Consider the following 16,712-nt stretch of genomic DNA (forward strand, 5'->3'; position numbering starts at 1 on the left):
ACATTTATATTCAGCACATTTGTCTGCATCGACTTTTGCTACATAATACATTTTAACTCCTTTACTCCATGATGTTTAAACATATATCTATTAATTTAGAAGATCTATTCAATCATCATAACCAATAGACTGCAAATGGAACTTCAAATAAACTTTACACAAAAAAACCTTAATATTACATATTAGTAATATACATATATAGGTAATAATTATGATAAATTTTTTATCAACTTCATTCATATGTTTTCAAATGGGAGTTTACTGTAAAAACCTTTGACTTATCTTATAATTTATAGAAAATATGAGTAATATAATATTCATTTATTTATAGTTATAACTACAATAATCCTGATATTTTTTCATATCACTGCATTAAGCGATTTTTCTCTATTACATTATATAGGGTTAAAATATACTGCATCTTATCTATACACTCCTCTATATTATTCTTGTATCTCTAGTGTTAAAACATTGATCAATGATAAAGATTATACAATTAGTTCATAAGTCATATCAATGTCAAATTGTGAAATAGTAACAATAGACTGTTAAATTTACTTTTTAGTACAACTTTATTTTTAATAAAGAGTATATTTTAAAAAATTCATCTATAATGGCTAAGGTTTTAAAGGGTGGTTTTGTCAACCTTTTTTGTTCAGATTTATTTTGATTTAGTCTTCTAACCATGTAAAATGGCGAATTCTAGACCAGCCAATAAAATTTTTTACGAACTAGTTTCGTAAATTACAGGAGTTTTTAGTGGAAAAGATTATATTGCTCATTCCAGCTATACCAATTGTTATAGCATTTATACTAATTTTTGTTAGTAAAAAGGAACATATCCCAAAAGTGAGTATCATGTTGTCAAGTATGATCGCATTGTTAGGACTCTATGGAACCTATCATGTGATCACTACCGATGAACCTATACATGGACTTGGCGGTCTGTTTGTTTTTAATGAGCTTTCTGCAATACTTGTACCTTATGTGGCTATTTTAGGTCTTGTGATACGTAAATATGCTACAAAATATATGTGGGATGAACCAGGATATAAAAGATTTTTTATCCTTTTAAATTTTATTTTCTCTGCTATCTACATGCTGGTAATGAGTAATAACCTTGTGATTCTTGCTATTGCTTGGCAGTTAATGAGTATCAGTCTGTACTTATTGGTATCATTTAATGTCGCATCAAAAAGCGCGGTAAAAAATGGTAGTTGGACCATGCTTATACATAAAGGGGCCGATTTACTCTTTATACTTGCAGTGATATTGACCTATCAGACGTTTGGCAGTGTTGACCTGGGACAACTGAGTCAAACATGGCTGGAGATGTCTAAAAACCCTATTGACAATCCTACTATTTTTGTGATCGGGTTGCTTTTCTTAGTGGCTGCCATGATGAAATCTGCGATCGTACCATTTCATATCTGGCTGCCTTATACATCGGAAGCTCCTACGCCTGTATCGGCTTTAATGCATGCAGGGGTAGTCAATGTAGGTGGTATCTTGCTCAATAAATTGGCTTTCTTGCTTCTACTGACACCGGCCGTACTTAATATTGCATTTGTCATAGGACTCTTTACTGCCATTTTTGCATCGGTTCTGATGTTGGTCGTACCTGACATCAAACGTTCACTTGGGTACTCGACAGCGGGTCAAATGGGATATATGATCATGGAAGTCGGGCTTGGTGCATTCAGTCTTGCGATCTATCACCTTATGGTACACGGTATCTTTAAAGCAACACTCTTCTTGGAATCAGGTGGACTGATACGCTATGCGAGACATGACCCTAATATTCCACAACGTCTCTCTTACAAGTTGTTCTGGGAAGAAAAAACAGAGCATAAAAGTAACAAGACGTTTAATCTTATTGCACTCTTTACCATCCTGCCGCTTCTTATATTCATCGGCGTGAAAATGGTGCTTAGCGAAGAGTTCTTTGAATTTAACGCAGCGATCGTGATCTTGGCATTTGGTTGGCTCACCGGTACCCAGCTCTTCTTGTCCTTCTTTAAGGTTTCAAGGTCTGACTCGATCAAAGTGATCTTAGCGCTTGTGAGTTCATTTATTATTATATTATTTACTTATGAGTTTGTTGGATTGGCATTGGAGCATTTTATCTATGGTGAACATGCCCTGCTTTTCTATGGTGCCGCAACGCTGAATGTAACCATCATCATGTCAATGGTTGCACTGGCTGCGATTATGATCATCGGGTGGCTGTTTATGTATAAACAACACTTTGTGGATATACAAAAAAGTAAAATGCCAAAGAGAACACAATGGCTATTTTATAAACTCTTGGCAAAAGAAGCCTATGTCCCAGACTTCTTTATCAAATACATTAAAATTTTCAAGAAAGGTTGAGTATGTTAATGAGCATCATTTTATTAATATTAGCTGCAGGCGTACCTTATTATCTTATTTTAGAGAAAAATAAAAAACTGAACAGTGAAAAGATCTTTTTAATAAGCAGTTTTTTAGTGCTTTGTGCCATTGTGATCTCTTCATTTGTCACAGGTACATACTCTAGTCTGCTAGTGATCATTTCATTACTAAGTGCCATATTTTCTATCTATAAGGCAACCAAAACAACCAATTTTTATAAGTTTGGTTACTATTTGCTCTTTATCAATGCACCATTTTTTATGTTATTTATAAGAGAACAGGGTGTACTTTACACACTCTCTCTATTGATCACACTTGGAGGTGTTTATTCTATAGCAAAACACTATGACAAGTACTATGGAAGTGCCAATTATCATGGTATCAGCGGTACCACCTTGGCGACTCCGTATGTGGGTGCTTTTTTAACCGTTTATTTGATCACCCTTGCACTCTATCCACCATTTCCTAATGCACTCTTTTTACTGAGCAGTATGATCAAAGAGGAACCAACACTGCTATGGTATATCGTGGTAGTGATAGTATTTTTGGGGAACTTCATGGTGGCTATGAGAGTGATGCCAAGGACTGTCTTTGGAACACCCAATACCAATCTACACTATGTGGATCTGACATCCAAGGAGAAGATCATACATTTTATTATTATCATCCTACTACTTGCTCTAAGTATCATTGGATTTAAAGGGGCTATCGCATGAGTATATTAGAAAAACTGAATGCCGTTAAAAATACTGTTCCACACTATTGGCCTATCGGTTCATTCATTCATCATAATCCGCTCAAAGGATTTGAACATCTTAATTTTAAAGAAGGGCTTGATAAAGCCCAGAGTATCTTTGGCGGTAAAGTCTATATGGAGCCATCGTATTATCTAAAGCTCTATGAAGAAGGGAAAATCGATCCTGCCATTCTAAAATCCAACCTGCAAGAAATTCTTGAGATCGACGGCCTGGCAGAATATTATGATCTGGCTGAAAAATGTCTTTTAGAAGTCAATCCGAAATGGAACAGTTTCAGAAGTTCTGCATCTATCAAAGAGCATAAAATCGATGAAGAACTTTTAGCCTATCTGGATGAAAAGTTCTTCTATCATAATAAAGAAAAATGGCGTAAAAAACTTACAAAACATATGACACTGTATGAGATCAATGACATTCTTTTTGACAGAGATGATAAAGAGATCATCGAAAAAGAAGTGATCGAATATATTACACGTTTTTTAGATGAAGAACAGACGACACTCAGTATGTCAAATAGAGATCTGGGGATGTTTGAAACCTTTAAACTCTATGAGAACTTTGACTATGCACATGATTCTGAAACTTTTGTAAGAGAGGCTCTAGAAAAGCTGGAAGTTGCCGATGAAGATATAGAGAGAAACCTTCTTAAACATATTCTGAAACTTCATGGTTGGGCAGGATTTATCAAGTATCGTTCCGAAGACCCGAACTATTATTCACAACAACAGAATCCTTCATCTTTAATGGATTATCTGGCAATCAGATTTTACTATGAACTCAAGTATTTAAAACATAGAAAGATCAGTAGCTACAAAGAACTGGCAAATTACATTCAAGACAATAGTGCGTATGTACTACTCAAAATACTTAAACATAAAGGTAGCTTGCCTGGAAAATTCATCGATGCGATGGAAGAGCGGCAAAACTATGATGATATCTTAGAGAGCTATACACAGTATGTGCTTCAGCTAGATGCGAAGCAAGTGCACCTTGCAAGTGATCATCTGGGTAACACAGAGATACCACTGCCTGAACTTGCCAAGATCATGGAGACGCTAAGAGCAGAGGAAGGATACATCTGGCTTAAATCACTTGAAGACAGTTATATCCGTTCATATGTCGATGAGTTCACCAATGTACCACAAGAGGAAACTGAAAAAGCGGTAGCTTCTGCCACATTCTGTTTGGATGTAAGGTCTGAAGTGATCAGAAGACAGATCGAAAGCTCTGGTCCATACCAAACCTATGGTGCAGGTGGATTCTTGGGTCTTCCGATCGCATTTGTGGAATTTGATAAATCACATGAACTCTTCTTGTCTCCGGCGATCGTAAAAGCGGGAAATATAGTATTTGAAATACCAAAAGAGCGTTATGAAGATTACAGTTCCAAAAAAGGAATGAATAAAACGACCAAAAAAGTATTGAGCGATCTCAAAAACAACCCATATACACCTTATATTATGGTTGAGGCGATCGGCTGGATCTTCGGTATCAACCTTTTTGGAAAAACATTTTCTCCAAGAAGAACACAGAAGCTTTTTTCAAAACTAAAGCCTCAAAAACCAAAGACAACCTATACTTTAGATAAGCTCTCATCTGAAGAGATAGAGATGTATGTCAATAAACTTCATACACATATCATCAGTGAAGTCTTGTCAAACAGCTGCCCTAAAGAATGTACAACAAAAGAGATCCAGGCGATAAGAGATCATCTTGTTCTAGGTAAGGAACTCACTGTGGAATTGTCCAGTGAACTGATAGAAAAACTCAAAAATGAGTACAAGATCACCGAAGAGGACTATAAGTTCCAAAAACATAAACTTTCTATGGTTGGTTTCACACTTGAAGAGAAGGTAAACTATCTTCATAACTACCTGACAATGATAGGTCAAGTGGATCACTTTCCTGAGTTTGTGACTATTATCGGTCACGGAAGTATCTCTGACAACAACCCATTTGAATCAGCACTTGATTGTGGTGCATGTGGAGGAAATATCTCTCTTCCAAATACAAGAGCACTTTGTATGATAGCCAATACAAAAGAGGTACGTGAAGCCTTAAAAGAAAAAGGCATTGATATTCCTGATAGTACTAAATTCATACCGGGGTTACACATCACCACTACCGATGAGATCAAATACTATGATACAGATATCCTCACAGCTGAAGAGATGCCTAGATTTTTCCAGATCATGCGTGACTTTAACAAAGCCTCTCAAATGTCTAGAGAAGAAAGAATAGAAGTGCTTCCATATACCCATACGCAAGAAGATGTCATGATCAAGTCAATGGACTGGTCTGAGCCTAGGCCTGAATGGGGACTGGCGGGTAATATGGGAGCCTTTGCAGGGCCTAGAAGTTCAACAAAACATGTCAATTTACACAATAGGTTCTTTATGCATTCTTATGACTGGAAGGTAGATAATGACAATGCTGATATCCTCACACGTATCTTCAACGGGCCACTTATCGTAGGTGAATGGATCAATATGGAGCACTATTTTTCTACCGTAGATAACGCCGTCTATGGTGCTGGTTCTAAAGTCTATCATAATGTGGTTGCAAAAGTGGGTGTCTATAATGGGAATTACAGTGATCTAAAGATCGGCCTTCCTACACAATCCGTTCTTTTAGAAGGTGAAGCGTATCATGAACCAGTGAGACTACTGACATTTATGGAGGCTCCTTTGGAAAAAGTAGGAAAAGCCGTAGAGAACTCTATAGCAAAAGAGTTTATTTTAAATGAGTGGATCCGTCCAGTGATCATTGATAAAGAGGCTAAAAAAGTCTACACCTATGAGTCAGGTGATTTTAAAGTCATTAAAGAGCTCTAATCGCTCTTTTTATGACATCTTAAGTTTTAAATGATATAAACCTCTTATAAATAGTATAAAAAAAGGAAATAGTATGTATACCCTAGAGATTGAAAAAGAGTGTAGCTGCGTTAAAAAAAGCGGATTTGAAAAAAGTATGACATTCGAATCAAGAGAAGATATGTATAATAAAGCACGCGTTCTAGAGTGTCTGATGAATCAACAGTTTTGTATGACACACTTTTTTGAAGCCGTAGATTATGGTGATAAAATTGTCATACATAGCAGTGTAAGACCTGATGATGAGGACGATGATGACATTGAAGATGCAAATACACTGGTAAAGAAAAGTGATGTTACAATTGGATTTGACGGCAGCCAAGTACCTCCAAAAGAGAGTGGCTCAAACTAATAAAGTCCTGCGTAATAAATAATTATTCTTCTAAGTCAAGGCAGAGTAAAAACACTCCTTGACTAATCTAAAAGTGACTCAACTACTAATAAGAATCACCAAGATGCATAGCAATCTTCGAATCCCATCTTGAAATATCTAATATAATCCAATGCTTGAACCCCTCCTCTATACACTTTTGTACTTCTTTTAGACTTTTATCAAGAATGTATACTTTTCGGAGTAATTTTATCTTATTTAAAGTTTTACTAACTATACTCCCGTAAATAAATGACCAAAAGGAAAAAAGTTTATGTATACAGTACAAATGGAACACGAATGTGGATGTTTTAAAAGAAGTGAATATGCAAGTGAAAAAACATTTGATAATCAACAAGATGCGTACAATTATTCAAAAATAGCCGCAGAATTTATGAATGAGGATTTTTGTTCAAAACATCTCTTTTTTGCTCAAAAAACCTCTGATAATACATTTTTGATCAGAGTAGCTGAGAACCCTAATACAGGCGGTTCATGCGGAACAAGCAGTGCGGGCAGCTGTAGTACTGATGGAGGTTCATGCGGATGTTCATAGCCTCTGCACTTATTTGAAGAGGCAGGTCTGTCTATTCAGAAGCAGTACGCTTCATCACTGGGGTAGAGATCTCTCCTCTCCACCCTCTTTTATTTTTCTTCTATAGTGATATCTGAAGCTATAATATACATCGGTGCATTATGCACATGTAACATAGCACTACCACGACCTACCGCAAAACCATAGAGATCATGCTCTTTGATGATGCTAATGCCGCTCATCATATCAAGAAAAGAGAGTACACTGTTTTGCAGTATTCTTGACTCTTTAATATCTTTAAACGTTATATTGATCGTATGAAGATCTTCCCCTTCATCATCCTGTACCACAAGCGTCACCACTTTTGAAGTATCTGATAGTGATTGCACTGAACGTATCTGAGCATCTTTAAAGTGATGATACTTCTCTAGTAAGCTATTTATTTGTTCCATTTTTGGCCTTTATGTAAGATATGACATCTTAGCGAAAGAAGACTTACTTATACCCTTTGCAAGACGCTCACTGGATTTCAAGGTTTATTATGACAGATAAGATATACAAGTAGAATGGGAGGCATATATTGATCTATAAACAAATCATATAATATTTAATAAAGAATAATATGCTATGCTACATTTAGAACTATCAAGAAAGGATTACACATGAGTAAATTAGATTTAAGACTGACAGAAAACGTACTGCCTGGGCTCAATAAGTTCAATAATGATTTGATAGATGTTAAGAAAAGATCACATGGTGATAGCTCTAAACTAATGGAGTCCGATCTAGAGATCTGGCGTGAAATCTTTAAAGAAGACCAAGTAAAAATACACGGTTGTAGATGCGGGTGCAGATAAATAGTTGATAGGCTCAAATTAAAACTTGAGCTTTATCTTCACAATCAAATAAGTGTTATTGCTCTATCTTATGAGTTGAGTTGGGGGTCGAATATTGCAATTTGCTCCAAAGCTTGATCAAAGTACTCTGGTGTCAACTCAAAGGCATTGATCCCTAAGTCAGCTATCCCATAAAGTTTATCTGTATCTTTGGGTGAAACCAAGGCAAATATGGTTTGTTCAGATTTTAGGTCTTTCATCTGTTTTAAAAGGCCAACCTTCTCAGGTTCAACACTCAGATCACTTAGGACAATATCGTAGTCGTTCGCATCAAAAAGTCTTAAGGCCTCTTCTTTTCCTGAAACTTTATCAACCCTATTGAACAATACATTGAACATTTTGGTCTCTGAATCAAACTTCGATCTCTCATCCTGTATGAAAAGTAAATTCCGTTTTTTCTCTCTATTCATTCTTTTCCTTTCATTCTATATGAAACAACGTATTTAGATCTTTTTCTTGGTGTTGAGGAACTGTCTGGAGAACTGCTCCCCTTTTTTCTTGAAAACATCAGCGATCTCAGCTACATAGACTTCATCAGCCGTTGTTCCAAAAAGCTCTAGCCACCTGGTAAACGTTTCTCTTTTTAAATGAGGCATCTTTACATGGGCACCTACAAAGTTTCCATAATAGGTATTTTCCCCCAGCATTTTAGCCAACCAGAAATCTGCTAAAAGATCTATATGTTCAAACCAATCCTCACTGCTTAGATCATCGCCGATCTCATCGATGAAAAAAGGCGCTAGTATTTCATCCTCTATCGCTTTTTTATAAAACAGGGTCATCAAGATTCTAAGGTTCTCTCTAGTAATACTGTTTTGAAGTTCTATTCTTGATCCTTTCTCTACAAACCATCTGTAAACACACATGCAGTCACACTAATAAGATGTTTTTTTGAAATGAAATTATAGCAGGATTTATCAAAAACTGGAACACTCCTTTCATCTCTATCTGCTGTGTCTAATAGACACCATAGCACTCCTTCGAAGTAATCTATAGGTTTTTTGGGTATAATAGTAAACGATAAATTATCTAGAGTAGATAGGAACAGTATGCCAGTAACGATTAAAAAACCCAAAACACTCAAAGCTTACTTGAAAACAGAGTTCGATACACCTAAGATCTGCCTTGTTTCAATCATCAATGATAAGCATGTTTCATGGGAATTCTGTATGAGAATGCTCAAAGAAGTGTTTCATAAAGATCTGGAAGAGGCAGAAGCCATTGCCCATGAGATCGTAACCAATGGTGAGGGTTTTTGTGGCGGGTATATGTTTGAAATAGCCCAGACTAAAGCAGAGATGATCGAAGAAAAAGCGAAAAAAGAGGGTTTTTCTCTTGTATGCCTGATTGAGGAAGTATAACACCTCATCTCTCTTCTTCTCTTATTTTAGATCCCCATTTACACTTTAACTACTGCAATATATTGATATCTGTCAGTAACTATAAACTTTTATAGCTATAATCTTTTTTGAAAACCTAATTGTATGGAGATAAAATGCTAATTCAACAACAAGATGTACAACAAGTGGCAAATGCTATGATGAATATGCTGCATGAAGATGAGATGGAAGTGATCAACAACTTTTATGATGCTGTGAAAGCCAAAGATGTAGATAAAGTTGACGAACTCTTCCCGGGATTCTTGGCTGAAATCGAGACCCACTTTAAAACAGAAGAGGATATGATGGAACAGAGTGCCTACTCCGATATGCAGATGCACAAAAGTGACCATGATCTCATACGAAAAAAATTAGAAAAGTTTCATAAAAGATGGGAAGTCCTAAAAGGTCCAAAAGAACTACAGGGCTTTTTAGAAAAAGATTTTAAAAAGTGGTATACACAACATATTACGAAATGGGATGCACAGACTGCTCCGAACATCGGCTAATAAGGCCTATTAAAAGTATGGATCCATACTAGGATGGATCTGAGCTTGATAGAGTAAGACTTTTAAAGTCTCTACTTCCATAGGATATTAACTCGCTACGATCTCATCCAATTCATCTGCATAGATGATCTCTTTTTTAAGAAGTATTTTAGAGAGTTTCTCTATAGTACTCCAATGTTCATTGACCAAATCAGTCACTGTCTCTTGACCTTCAGTCATCCAGCGTTCAAGAGCAGAGTCTATTTTCTCATGATAGTGTTCTGTATCTTTATGCGCAACAGATTTTTGTTGTGCATCCATCACACCATTGATATTGATATACCCAACCTCTTTATCCATTCCATAATGTGCGATAGCCACGTAAGCATCACGTGTGGCCTGCTGTAGGTCATTTGAAGCACCAGAGTCCATGCCTTCTATATCACCGAACTGTTTGATCTGGGCTGCTCTTCCCGCCAATGAGACACATATTTTGTCTTTAAAATCTTTAACCGTCATATTCTCTTGCACATCACTGTAGTTATGTGAAATGAAATGTTCATTATTGTCTTTAGGTGTAATGCTTACATGTTCTATATGAATATGAGGCATTAAGACCTTGGAAATGACCGCACGTCCCGCTTCATAGACCGCTGTCTCTTCAAACATCTGTTCAAGAGAGAGGTAAGACTGTCTCTCTCCATATTTGATCGTATTGATCTGCTCAATGAGGATATCCTGGGTGATCGCAGGCAATCCATGACGCAAACAGTAGTATGAGGCTTCTTTTCCTAGCATTTCAAGTTGGGAACCTGTAAATCCTGTGGTATACATCAGCAGTTTTTTCATATCAAATGTACCGCTTGTAGGCTTTTCATTGATCACTTTATCCAAAAAGTACTGCCTTGCATCTTTATCAAGATTGTTGATCTCTATATGGATCTCTACCCTTCCCGGCCGGATAATAGCTGGATCGATGTTTTCTTTGTAGTTAGTTGCAGCGATCACAAAGATATCTTCACCTTTTCTCCCTGAAAAACCATCCATCTCTGACAAGAGTTTATTGATAGGTACTTCCCTACCGTTTTCTGCATCACGTCTTCCGATAGTATCGATCTCGTCAATAAAGATGATAGCAGGTGCATACGCTTTTGCCCTGGTAAAGATCGACTTTGTCTTTTCAGGCTGGAGCAGCTCCAATCCCGTAGTCGAGATAAAAGGGAGTTCCGCCTCTTTGGCAAAAGCCTTTGCCAGCATCGTCTTTCCTGTACCCGGAGGTCCATACAAAAGCATACCTTTTGGCGGTGCGATATTAAAACTTTCCAAAAGTTTTGGCTCTTTAAAAAAGTTAATGACCTCACCTAGTCTCTGCTTTGCCTTATGGTGGCCTGCAATATCATGAAAAGAAACATTAGGAATGTCAAAGACCAAACCATCTTCGCTAAAATCCTTGATCCTCACTACCTGTGAAAACTTACATGAATTGACTTTATAGGTAATGATGCCATTCTTCTCAGTGATCGTATCATTGATATCAAGAGTAGTGTTTTTTCTAAAGAGTTCTCTTACAAGGGTCTCATTTTCAATAAGCGGTGTTACCCGTTCTTTTAAATATGCTACAGACTCTTTAGAGAGAGATACCTTGATCTGCTTGAAATACATGATAGGTTTGTCTGAATCTTGCATGAATTGAGTGATTCTATTAAAAAAGTAAGTACTTACCTTCTCTTTAAGACGTCTTGCATCCAGTTCTGGAGCAAAATTAAGCATCTGTATTTTCAAAAAGTTATCAAAATTCTTACCTACAACAAACTCGATCTTATATTGATCATTGAACTCATCTTTATAGCCCAGGAAGACTCTTTTGGATATTTTCTCAAAGGCATCATACTCAAGCTTGTTAAACAGAACAATGTGTGCCTTAGAGAATCTCGAAACGAGCTCAGGGACAATGGCTTCTTGGACACCACCGCTTCTGCTTTCTCTCTTCTTTTCTCTCTTTATAGCCTCAAGGATCATTGATTCAGCTTGTACATAGTCTTTTTCAACTAGATCTTGAAATCTGTAATCTTGATAAAGCTCTTTACCGACACTCGTCGTAATGATAAAAATGGCCTCTGTAAAATCCACCATATAGTTTGCATTTTCATCGTTGTAGATGATATCAGGATCTTCATTACACGGCTCATCTGTGATCTTATCCCAACCACATGCATCACGCATCTTACCACCTTCAAAGATGGAAAAAAGGTTATTCTGGATGACATTGTCACACTTTTCAAAAGAATCAAGTACGATGACAGCCTTAGGATTTCTATGTACGAAGCCTGTGAGTTGACCGACGCCATACCCTTTCCACCCGGCAGGATAACCATACAACTCTCCACCGTTTTGCTGATGGTACTGTGTCATATCGAACTTCATGATCTTATACTTAGGTATATGTTCTGCCATCAGTTCTGCAAGGAAGGTCTTACCGGTAGCCGGAGGTCCTAAAAAAAGATAGGTTGCCTTAGGTCCTTTTTGATCTTTGACAGTGGTTTTCATACTATTGGCAACAACATTGATCGCTTGTTCTTGTCCAAAGAGTTCTTTAGAAAGTACTTCTTTAAACTGCTTAACAAATTCTATATTGTTTTGCGCCTCTTGGAGGGCTTCATCGTCCCATTCGCCTTTATCTAATTTTTTGTATTTTTCAATATTGGCTTTGACTAATGCTTCTGTTTCTGTCATCTTTTTACTCTTATTGTTTAGATCTATTGTATCTCTATCATTAATGAAGTGAATTGTAGCTTTTCTATCTTAATTATAGTATCAGGTCAGTAATGAATAACTAGCCGTTACTCTTTGCTTTAGCAATACGCGCTAACATATCATCCAGGCTTCCAGTAGAACGTACCTCTACTACTGCTGTGACTACGGCATGCAATGCAACATATTTTAGATATTCTGTAAGCTCTTCACAACCGCTCTCTTTCATATTCTCTTCTATTTTTGTTTTTTGTGCCTCTGTGACTTTAAATCCAAGTTCTACCGATGCTTCGCCAGTGGATGAACCTGCAGGTGTAAGTGTGAATGCCTGCGTTTTGAGTGCAACGACTTTTAGATAGGCAGAGGTGTTATCAAACCCATTTTCTAACGCTCTTAGATCTATTGTCTTTTTTTGTTCTTGTGTTACATGAAAGTGTATATCAATCGTTGTATCCATGAATCTTTTTTTTCCTTTAGGACTTTTGTAGGCCATCATATTGTAAATTCACTTAAATCCCTATTTCAAACCTAAAAGACATGATGTGATGCTTTAATATTTAAGATAGAAAAGCTACAATGCATCCAAATAATTCATTGCTAAAAAAGATGAAAAACGATAAAGGTAACGATAATGAATACAGATGCATTAGTACTATTACAAGATGACAATACATCCGCAGATATCTTAGATCAATTAAGTACAGATGAGAATCCGTTTGTACGCGTACGTGTCGCTGCACATATGAATACATCAGCAGAAACATTAGTGAAACTGAGTCAAGATGAGATCCCTCTGGTCAAACAGTTTGTTGCAGAACATTTAAATACACCCGTAGATACTTTAGTTGAACTAAGCCAGGACAGTGACTTTTCCTATTGGATCGCAGGAAACCCGAATACCCCTGTGGAGATACTCACGGAGCTTAGTAAACATGAAGATGAAAATGTGCGATCCTCTCTTGCTGTCAATCCAAGTACCCCAGGTGAAATATTGGATCAATTAATGATAGATGAGAATGAAGATGTCCGTGCCGCTGTTATGAAAAATCCAGTGATACAGGCCAAGACCGGCAAATAACTTTTCTCTCTTAATCACTTAGATAGAGAGAACGTAAAAACCATGCCATCAAATGTGTAAAGATGAAGATCCTTCATCTTTGCCCTGTTGCCACTAAGATTTACACTTTGATGCATAGTCCTTTTTTACCTCTGCGATAAATGCATCGGTAAAGAGGTCTATGTACTCTTCATCTTCATCATGATAAGCTATAAACCCAAAAAAATCCTCAGGTGTGATCTCACACTCACACATTTTGTCTATCGCTTCCATATAATGGTCTGTAGCAAAGAGTCCTGCTATCTCTTCCCCCTGATACTCGTATTCTTCATGATCGATCTCTTGATAACACTTTTGTTCATGTAGTAAGGCTTCAAGTTCATCGATCCTATGACCTTCCGCTTCTGAGGCAGCTCCATTTTTTAGAATGGTCATAATGATCTCCTGAAGCTCTGCTAATATTTTTGCCTGTTCACTCATTTCATCTCCTTTTAGTAGTCATCATCTTCATCGTCGTCGTCATTAATACCAAGATTATCCATAAACTGTTCTGCAAGGATGTCCGCTTTTCTATAAAACTTATCGGCAACTTCAGGGACAAAAAGCCTATAGACCGTTGCATGAAAAAGTTCTAACCAACGTTCAAAGGTTTCACGCTGAAGTGGACCTAAGAATGCATGCGGAGGGAAAGGGTGGCCCTGATACGGCGACTCACCTGTCATCATCTGCATCCAAAAATTATAGAGTGTATTCAAGTGTTCATGCCATTTACCATTTTTTAGATCATTCCCCAGAGCTTTAATGAAGATAGGACCTAGGATATCATCTTGAAGTACGTCCGTATAGAACTCACGTACCATTCTCTCTATGGAAGGTCTGTCGACTGAATCATAAGGCATTATCTCTCCTAATATTAATGCTGTGAGTATAGCTAAACTATACTACAAATGTATTTACATGTGTTGTAAAGTACAACATTACACACTGACTGAACACTCTTTGGTCAGTAAAGTCTCTAGCCACTCAATATGCTCTTTTGTCAATTCCAGTTTATTGTAAATACAATCCAACCCTGTCAGGTTTACAAGGTGTACAATCTCTTTGGGTAGAGATGTTAGTTTATTTTTCCAAACGGTTAATTTACTTAAGTTGGTAAGTTTTCCGATCTCTTCAGGTAGAGATGTCAGCTGGTTCCCGCCAAGTTCCAAAGTACTCAGATTTTGAAGTTCTCCGATCTGCTTTGGCAGAGTTGTGAGTCGATTCTCTTGTAAAAGAAGCAGTTTTAAATTATGTAATGCCCCTATTTCCTTTGGTAAACTGCTTAATTGGTTACCGGGGAGATAAAGTTCTTCCAAATTTACAAGTTGACCTATCTCGGAGGGCAAATGCGTAAGCTGATTGCCTAAAAGATAGAGCTTTTTTAAATGTACCAGATTACCTATCTCTACTGGCAGTTCAGTCAGCTGGGCACCAAGAAGGTTCATCTCTGTTAAGTTCAGTAAAGCCTCTTTGCTTCTTGGCAATCCTTTGAAGTAACCGCCTTTTAGATAGGAATCATGTTCTACCCACTTTAGATCAGGAACAGCATTTTCATCTGCCCATTTCCAAAGTGTGTGAATCCAGAGTTCATCTGTATTATTCATGGCTAAGGAAGGGACTTATGCTTTATGGAATCCAAGTATATGCCCAAAAAGTTTATCTTCTGTGAGTCCCATTTTAGCTGCTGTCATCAAGTTATTATCTTGATAGTATTTTAGCAATGCCTGTGGATCTTGACCGGTCATAGTAGCTTGATAACCCAGTGCAGCAATAACCTCTTGCTCATGTACATCAATACCTTCTCTTTTCGCCAAGGCTTCAACAATAAGCGCTAACTTGATACTTTGTCTTGCCTCTTCACGTACAGATTCTCTAAGCTCTTTGAATTTTTCCTTATCTTCTACATATTCTTTATGTTGCTCTTCGGTAAATCCTCTTGACTTTTCACGGACCTTCGCATCGATCTCTGTCTCTACAACATTGTTTGGCAAGGTAAAGTCAAATTTTGCGAGTAACGCTTCTACGATTTTCGGCTTAAGATCACGCATATAGATCTGTGAAAGCTCTTCAGCTGTGACTTGTTCTCCGAACTGTTTCTTCAGTGTCTCAACCGTTGCTGTATTATTGTTCAATACCTTTTGTGCAAAAGCGTCATCGATGGTCACCGGCTTTTGTTCTTGAATTTCATGCAATTTTACAACAAATTTGGCTTCTTTCCCCGCTAGATCATCAGCGGAATAATCTTTTGGGAAAGTGACGATAACATCTTTTTCTTCCCCATACTCCATGCCTACAAGCTGTTCCTCAAATCCTGGAATAAATTTGTTGGAACCTACTTTAATATTGAACTTCTCAGCACTACCGCCTTCAAAAGGTTTATCATCTATATACCCTGTAAAATCGATCACAGCGACATCACCAACTTCGATCGGCTTTGGTGTTTCAAGTTTGGTAAATGGCGCTTGTTGTTGAGCGAACTCTGCAAGTTTTGCTTCTACCGCTTCGGGGCTTGCAGTAGGTTTTGTGTAAGATGGCGCGATCTCATCGAAATCAATGTCATCAACATTGATCTCAGGGCTTACAGCAACTTCTACTTCAAAGTAAATACTATCTTCTTGTTGCTCATACTTTTTAAGTCCAGGTTGACCCAAAATGTTTTCAACATCCAAATTACCTTCTTTAATTCCAGCATTAATGAAGTCTTGAAATACTTGACCTGCGGCATTTTGTTCAATATTCTCATCTGTGGACTTTTCATCCTTTGGTGCTTTTTCTGCTTCTTCTTTAAGTTTAGCGACTTTCTCTTCGATCACGCTATTTTGAACTGAACCACTTATAATGTAGTTTATATCATCTACTTTTTCTACTGTAACTTTCACTACAATCCTTTCGGTTTTAAATTGCGTAATTTTAGCATTATTGTCTAAAATTAACAAACCCATAGTTTTAAGCTATGAAACTGTTTTAATTTTACGATTTGGGTTTTATTAGGTTGGAGATTTAATTGATTTTATTGCTAGATGATCAGAGAGCATTTAGCTTAGTCACCCGAGAGGGTGACCAATGGGGTTGAAGAGACTACTCTTCGTGACCAGCCATTTCCATTGTAATACAATTACGGTCAAGCATGTCAGAACAAACGTATACACAAAGTGCACACCCTTTACATCTG

General features: G+C 37.2%; 18 protein-coding genes. 9 read left to right on the top strand and 9 right to left on the bottom strand.

All coding sequences use genetic code 11. The features are described 5' to 3' along the window. The first annotated feature begins 858 nt into the window (after positions 1–858). From PF327_RS11115 to PF327_RS11135, 5 genes are all read left to right on the top strand, one after another. Positions 859–2,373 (top strand): proton-conducting transporter transmembrane domain-containing protein, encoded by a 1,515-nt coding sequence (locus PF327_RS11115; protein ID WP_289402641.1) that lies wholly within the window; start codon positions 859–861, stop codon positions 2,371–2,373. A 2-nt stretch (positions 2,374–2,375) separates the two neighbouring features. Next, positions 2,376–3,110 (top strand): hypothetical protein, encoded by a 735-nt coding sequence (locus PF327_RS11120; RefSeq protein WP_289402624.1) that lies wholly within the window; start codon positions 2,376–2,378, stop codon positions 3,108–3,110. After that, the gene (locus PF327_RS11125; RefSeq protein WP_289402625.1) at positions 3,107–5,986 is read left to right on the top strand and encodes a DUF2309 domain-containing protein; all 2,880 of its coding nucleotides are present in this window, start codon (positions 3,107–3,109) and stop codon (positions 5,984–5,986) included. Before PF327_RS11120 ends, PF327_RS11125 begins: the two co-directional genes overlap by 4 nt. A 73-nt stretch (positions 5,987–6,059) precedes the next feature. Then, complete coding sequence (locus tag PF327_RS11130) at positions 6,060–6,377, top strand: hypothetical protein (protein ID WP_008242077.1); 318 nt, start codon at positions 6,060–6,062, stop codon at positions 6,375–6,377. Between the two features lie 292 nt (positions 6,378–6,669). Further along, the gene (locus PF327_RS11135) at positions 6,670–6,951 is read left to right on the top strand and encodes a hypothetical protein (RefSeq protein WP_289402627.1); all 282 of its coding nucleotides are present in this window, start codon (positions 6,670–6,672) and stop codon (positions 6,949–6,951) included. 89 nt (positions 6,952–7,040) lie between these two features. Here the strand turns inward: PF327_RS11135 and PF327_RS11140 are convergent, their stop codons facing one another. After that, a complete protein-coding gene (locus PF327_RS11140; protein ID WP_289402628.1) occupies positions 7,041–7,382 on the bottom strand; it encodes a hypothetical protein in 342 nt (113 codons plus the stop codon). A gap of 210 nt (positions 7,383–7,592) precedes the next feature. Between PF327_RS11140 and PF327_RS11145 the strand changes: the two genes are divergently transcribed. Beyond that, entirely contained in the window at positions 7,593–7,787 is a 195-nt protein-coding gene (locus PF327_RS11145; protein WP_289402629.1) for a hypothetical protein, read from the top strand. A 68-nt stretch (positions 7,788–7,855) separates the two neighbouring features. On the opposite strand, the gene PF327_RS11150 is transcribed toward PF327_RS11145, so the two are convergent. Both PF327_RS11150 and PF327_RS11155 read right to left on the bottom strand, forming a co-directional pair. Then, on the bottom strand, positions 7,856–8,236 hold the full coding sequence (locus PF327_RS11150; RefSeq protein ID WP_289402630.1) for a response regulator: 381 nt from the start codon (positions 8,234–8,236) through the stop codon (positions 7,856–7,858). Between the two features lie 33 nt (positions 8,237–8,269). Next, the gene (locus PF327_RS11155) at positions 8,270–8,692 is read right to left on the bottom strand and encodes a group III truncated hemoglobin (protein ID WP_289402631.1); all 423 of its coding nucleotides are present in this window, start codon (positions 8,690–8,692) and stop codon (positions 8,270–8,272) included. Between the two features lie 183 nt (positions 8,693–8,875). Here PF327_RS11155 and PF327_RS11160 point away from each other — a divergent pair, with 183 nt between their 5' ends. Together PF327_RS11160 and PF327_RS11165 are read left to right on the top strand one after the other, a co-directional pair. Further along, positions 8,876–9,187: an ATP-dependent Clp protease adaptor ClpS gene (locus PF327_RS11160; RefSeq protein ID WP_289402632.1), complete on the top strand. Its 312-nt coding sequence runs from the start codon at positions 8,876–8,878 to the stop codon at positions 9,185–9,187. A gap of 134 nt (positions 9,188–9,321) precedes the next feature. Beyond that, the gene (locus PF327_RS11165; RefSeq protein ID WP_289402633.1) at positions 9,322–9,714 is read left to right on the top strand and encodes a hemerythrin family protein; all 393 of its coding nucleotides are present in this window, start codon (positions 9,322–9,324) and stop codon (positions 9,712–9,714) included. Between the two features lie 87 nt (positions 9,715–9,801). On the opposite strand, the gene PF327_RS11170 is transcribed toward PF327_RS11165, so the two are convergent. After that, complete coding sequence (locus PF327_RS11170) at positions 9,802–12,426, bottom strand: AAA family ATPase (protein ID WP_289402634.1); 2,625 nt, start codon at positions 12,424–12,426, stop codon at positions 9,802–9,804. Between the two features lie 100 nt (positions 12,427–12,526). Next, complete coding sequence (locus PF327_RS11175) at positions 12,527–12,901, bottom strand: hypothetical protein (RefSeq protein WP_008242052.1); 375 nt, start codon at positions 12,899–12,901, stop codon at positions 12,527–12,529. Positions 12,902–13,075: 174 nt separating this feature from the next. On the opposite strand from PF327_RS11175, the gene PF327_RS11180 reads away from it, so the two are divergent. Beyond that, positions 13,076–13,522: a HEAT repeat domain-containing protein gene (locus PF327_RS11180; RefSeq protein WP_289402636.1), complete on the top strand. Its 447-nt coding sequence runs from the start codon at positions 13,076–13,078 to the stop codon at positions 13,520–13,522. Between the two features lie 93 nt (positions 13,523–13,615). Here PF327_RS11180 and PF327_RS11185 read toward each other — a convergent pair whose 3' ends face one another. From PF327_RS11185 to tig, 4 genes are all read right to left on the bottom strand, one after another. Beyond that, the gene (locus tag PF327_RS11185) at positions 13,616–13,981 is read right to left on the bottom strand and encodes a hypothetical protein (RefSeq protein WP_289402637.1); all 366 of its coding nucleotides are present in this window, start codon (positions 13,979–13,981) and stop codon (positions 13,616–13,618) included. Positions 13,982–13,992: 11 nt separating this feature from the next. Beyond that, on the bottom strand, positions 13,993–14,400 hold the full coding sequence (locus tag PF327_RS11190; protein ID WP_289402638.1) for a group III truncated hemoglobin: 408 nt from the start codon (positions 14,398–14,400) through the stop codon (positions 13,993–13,995). Positions 14,401–14,478: 78 nt separating this feature from the next. Further along, positions 14,479–15,144: a leucine-rich repeat domain-containing protein gene (locus PF327_RS11195; protein ID WP_289402639.1), complete on the bottom strand. Its 666-nt coding sequence runs from the start codon at positions 15,142–15,144 to the stop codon at positions 14,479–14,481. Between the two features lie 15 nt (positions 15,145–15,159). Continuing rightward, the gene (gene tig, locus PF327_RS11200) at positions 15,160–16,419 is read right to left on the bottom strand and encodes a trigger factor (protein ID WP_289402640.1); all 1,260 of its coding nucleotides are present in this window, start codon (positions 16,417–16,419) and stop codon (positions 15,160–15,162) included. Positions 16,420–16,712 lie beyond the last annotated feature (293 nt).

It is taken from the genome of Sulfurovum xiamenensis (assembly GCF_030347995.1).
In the GTDB taxonomy this organism is placed as follows: Bacteria; Campylobacterota; Campylobacteria; order Campylobacterales; family Sulfurovaceae; genus Sulfurovum; species Sulfurovum xiamenensis.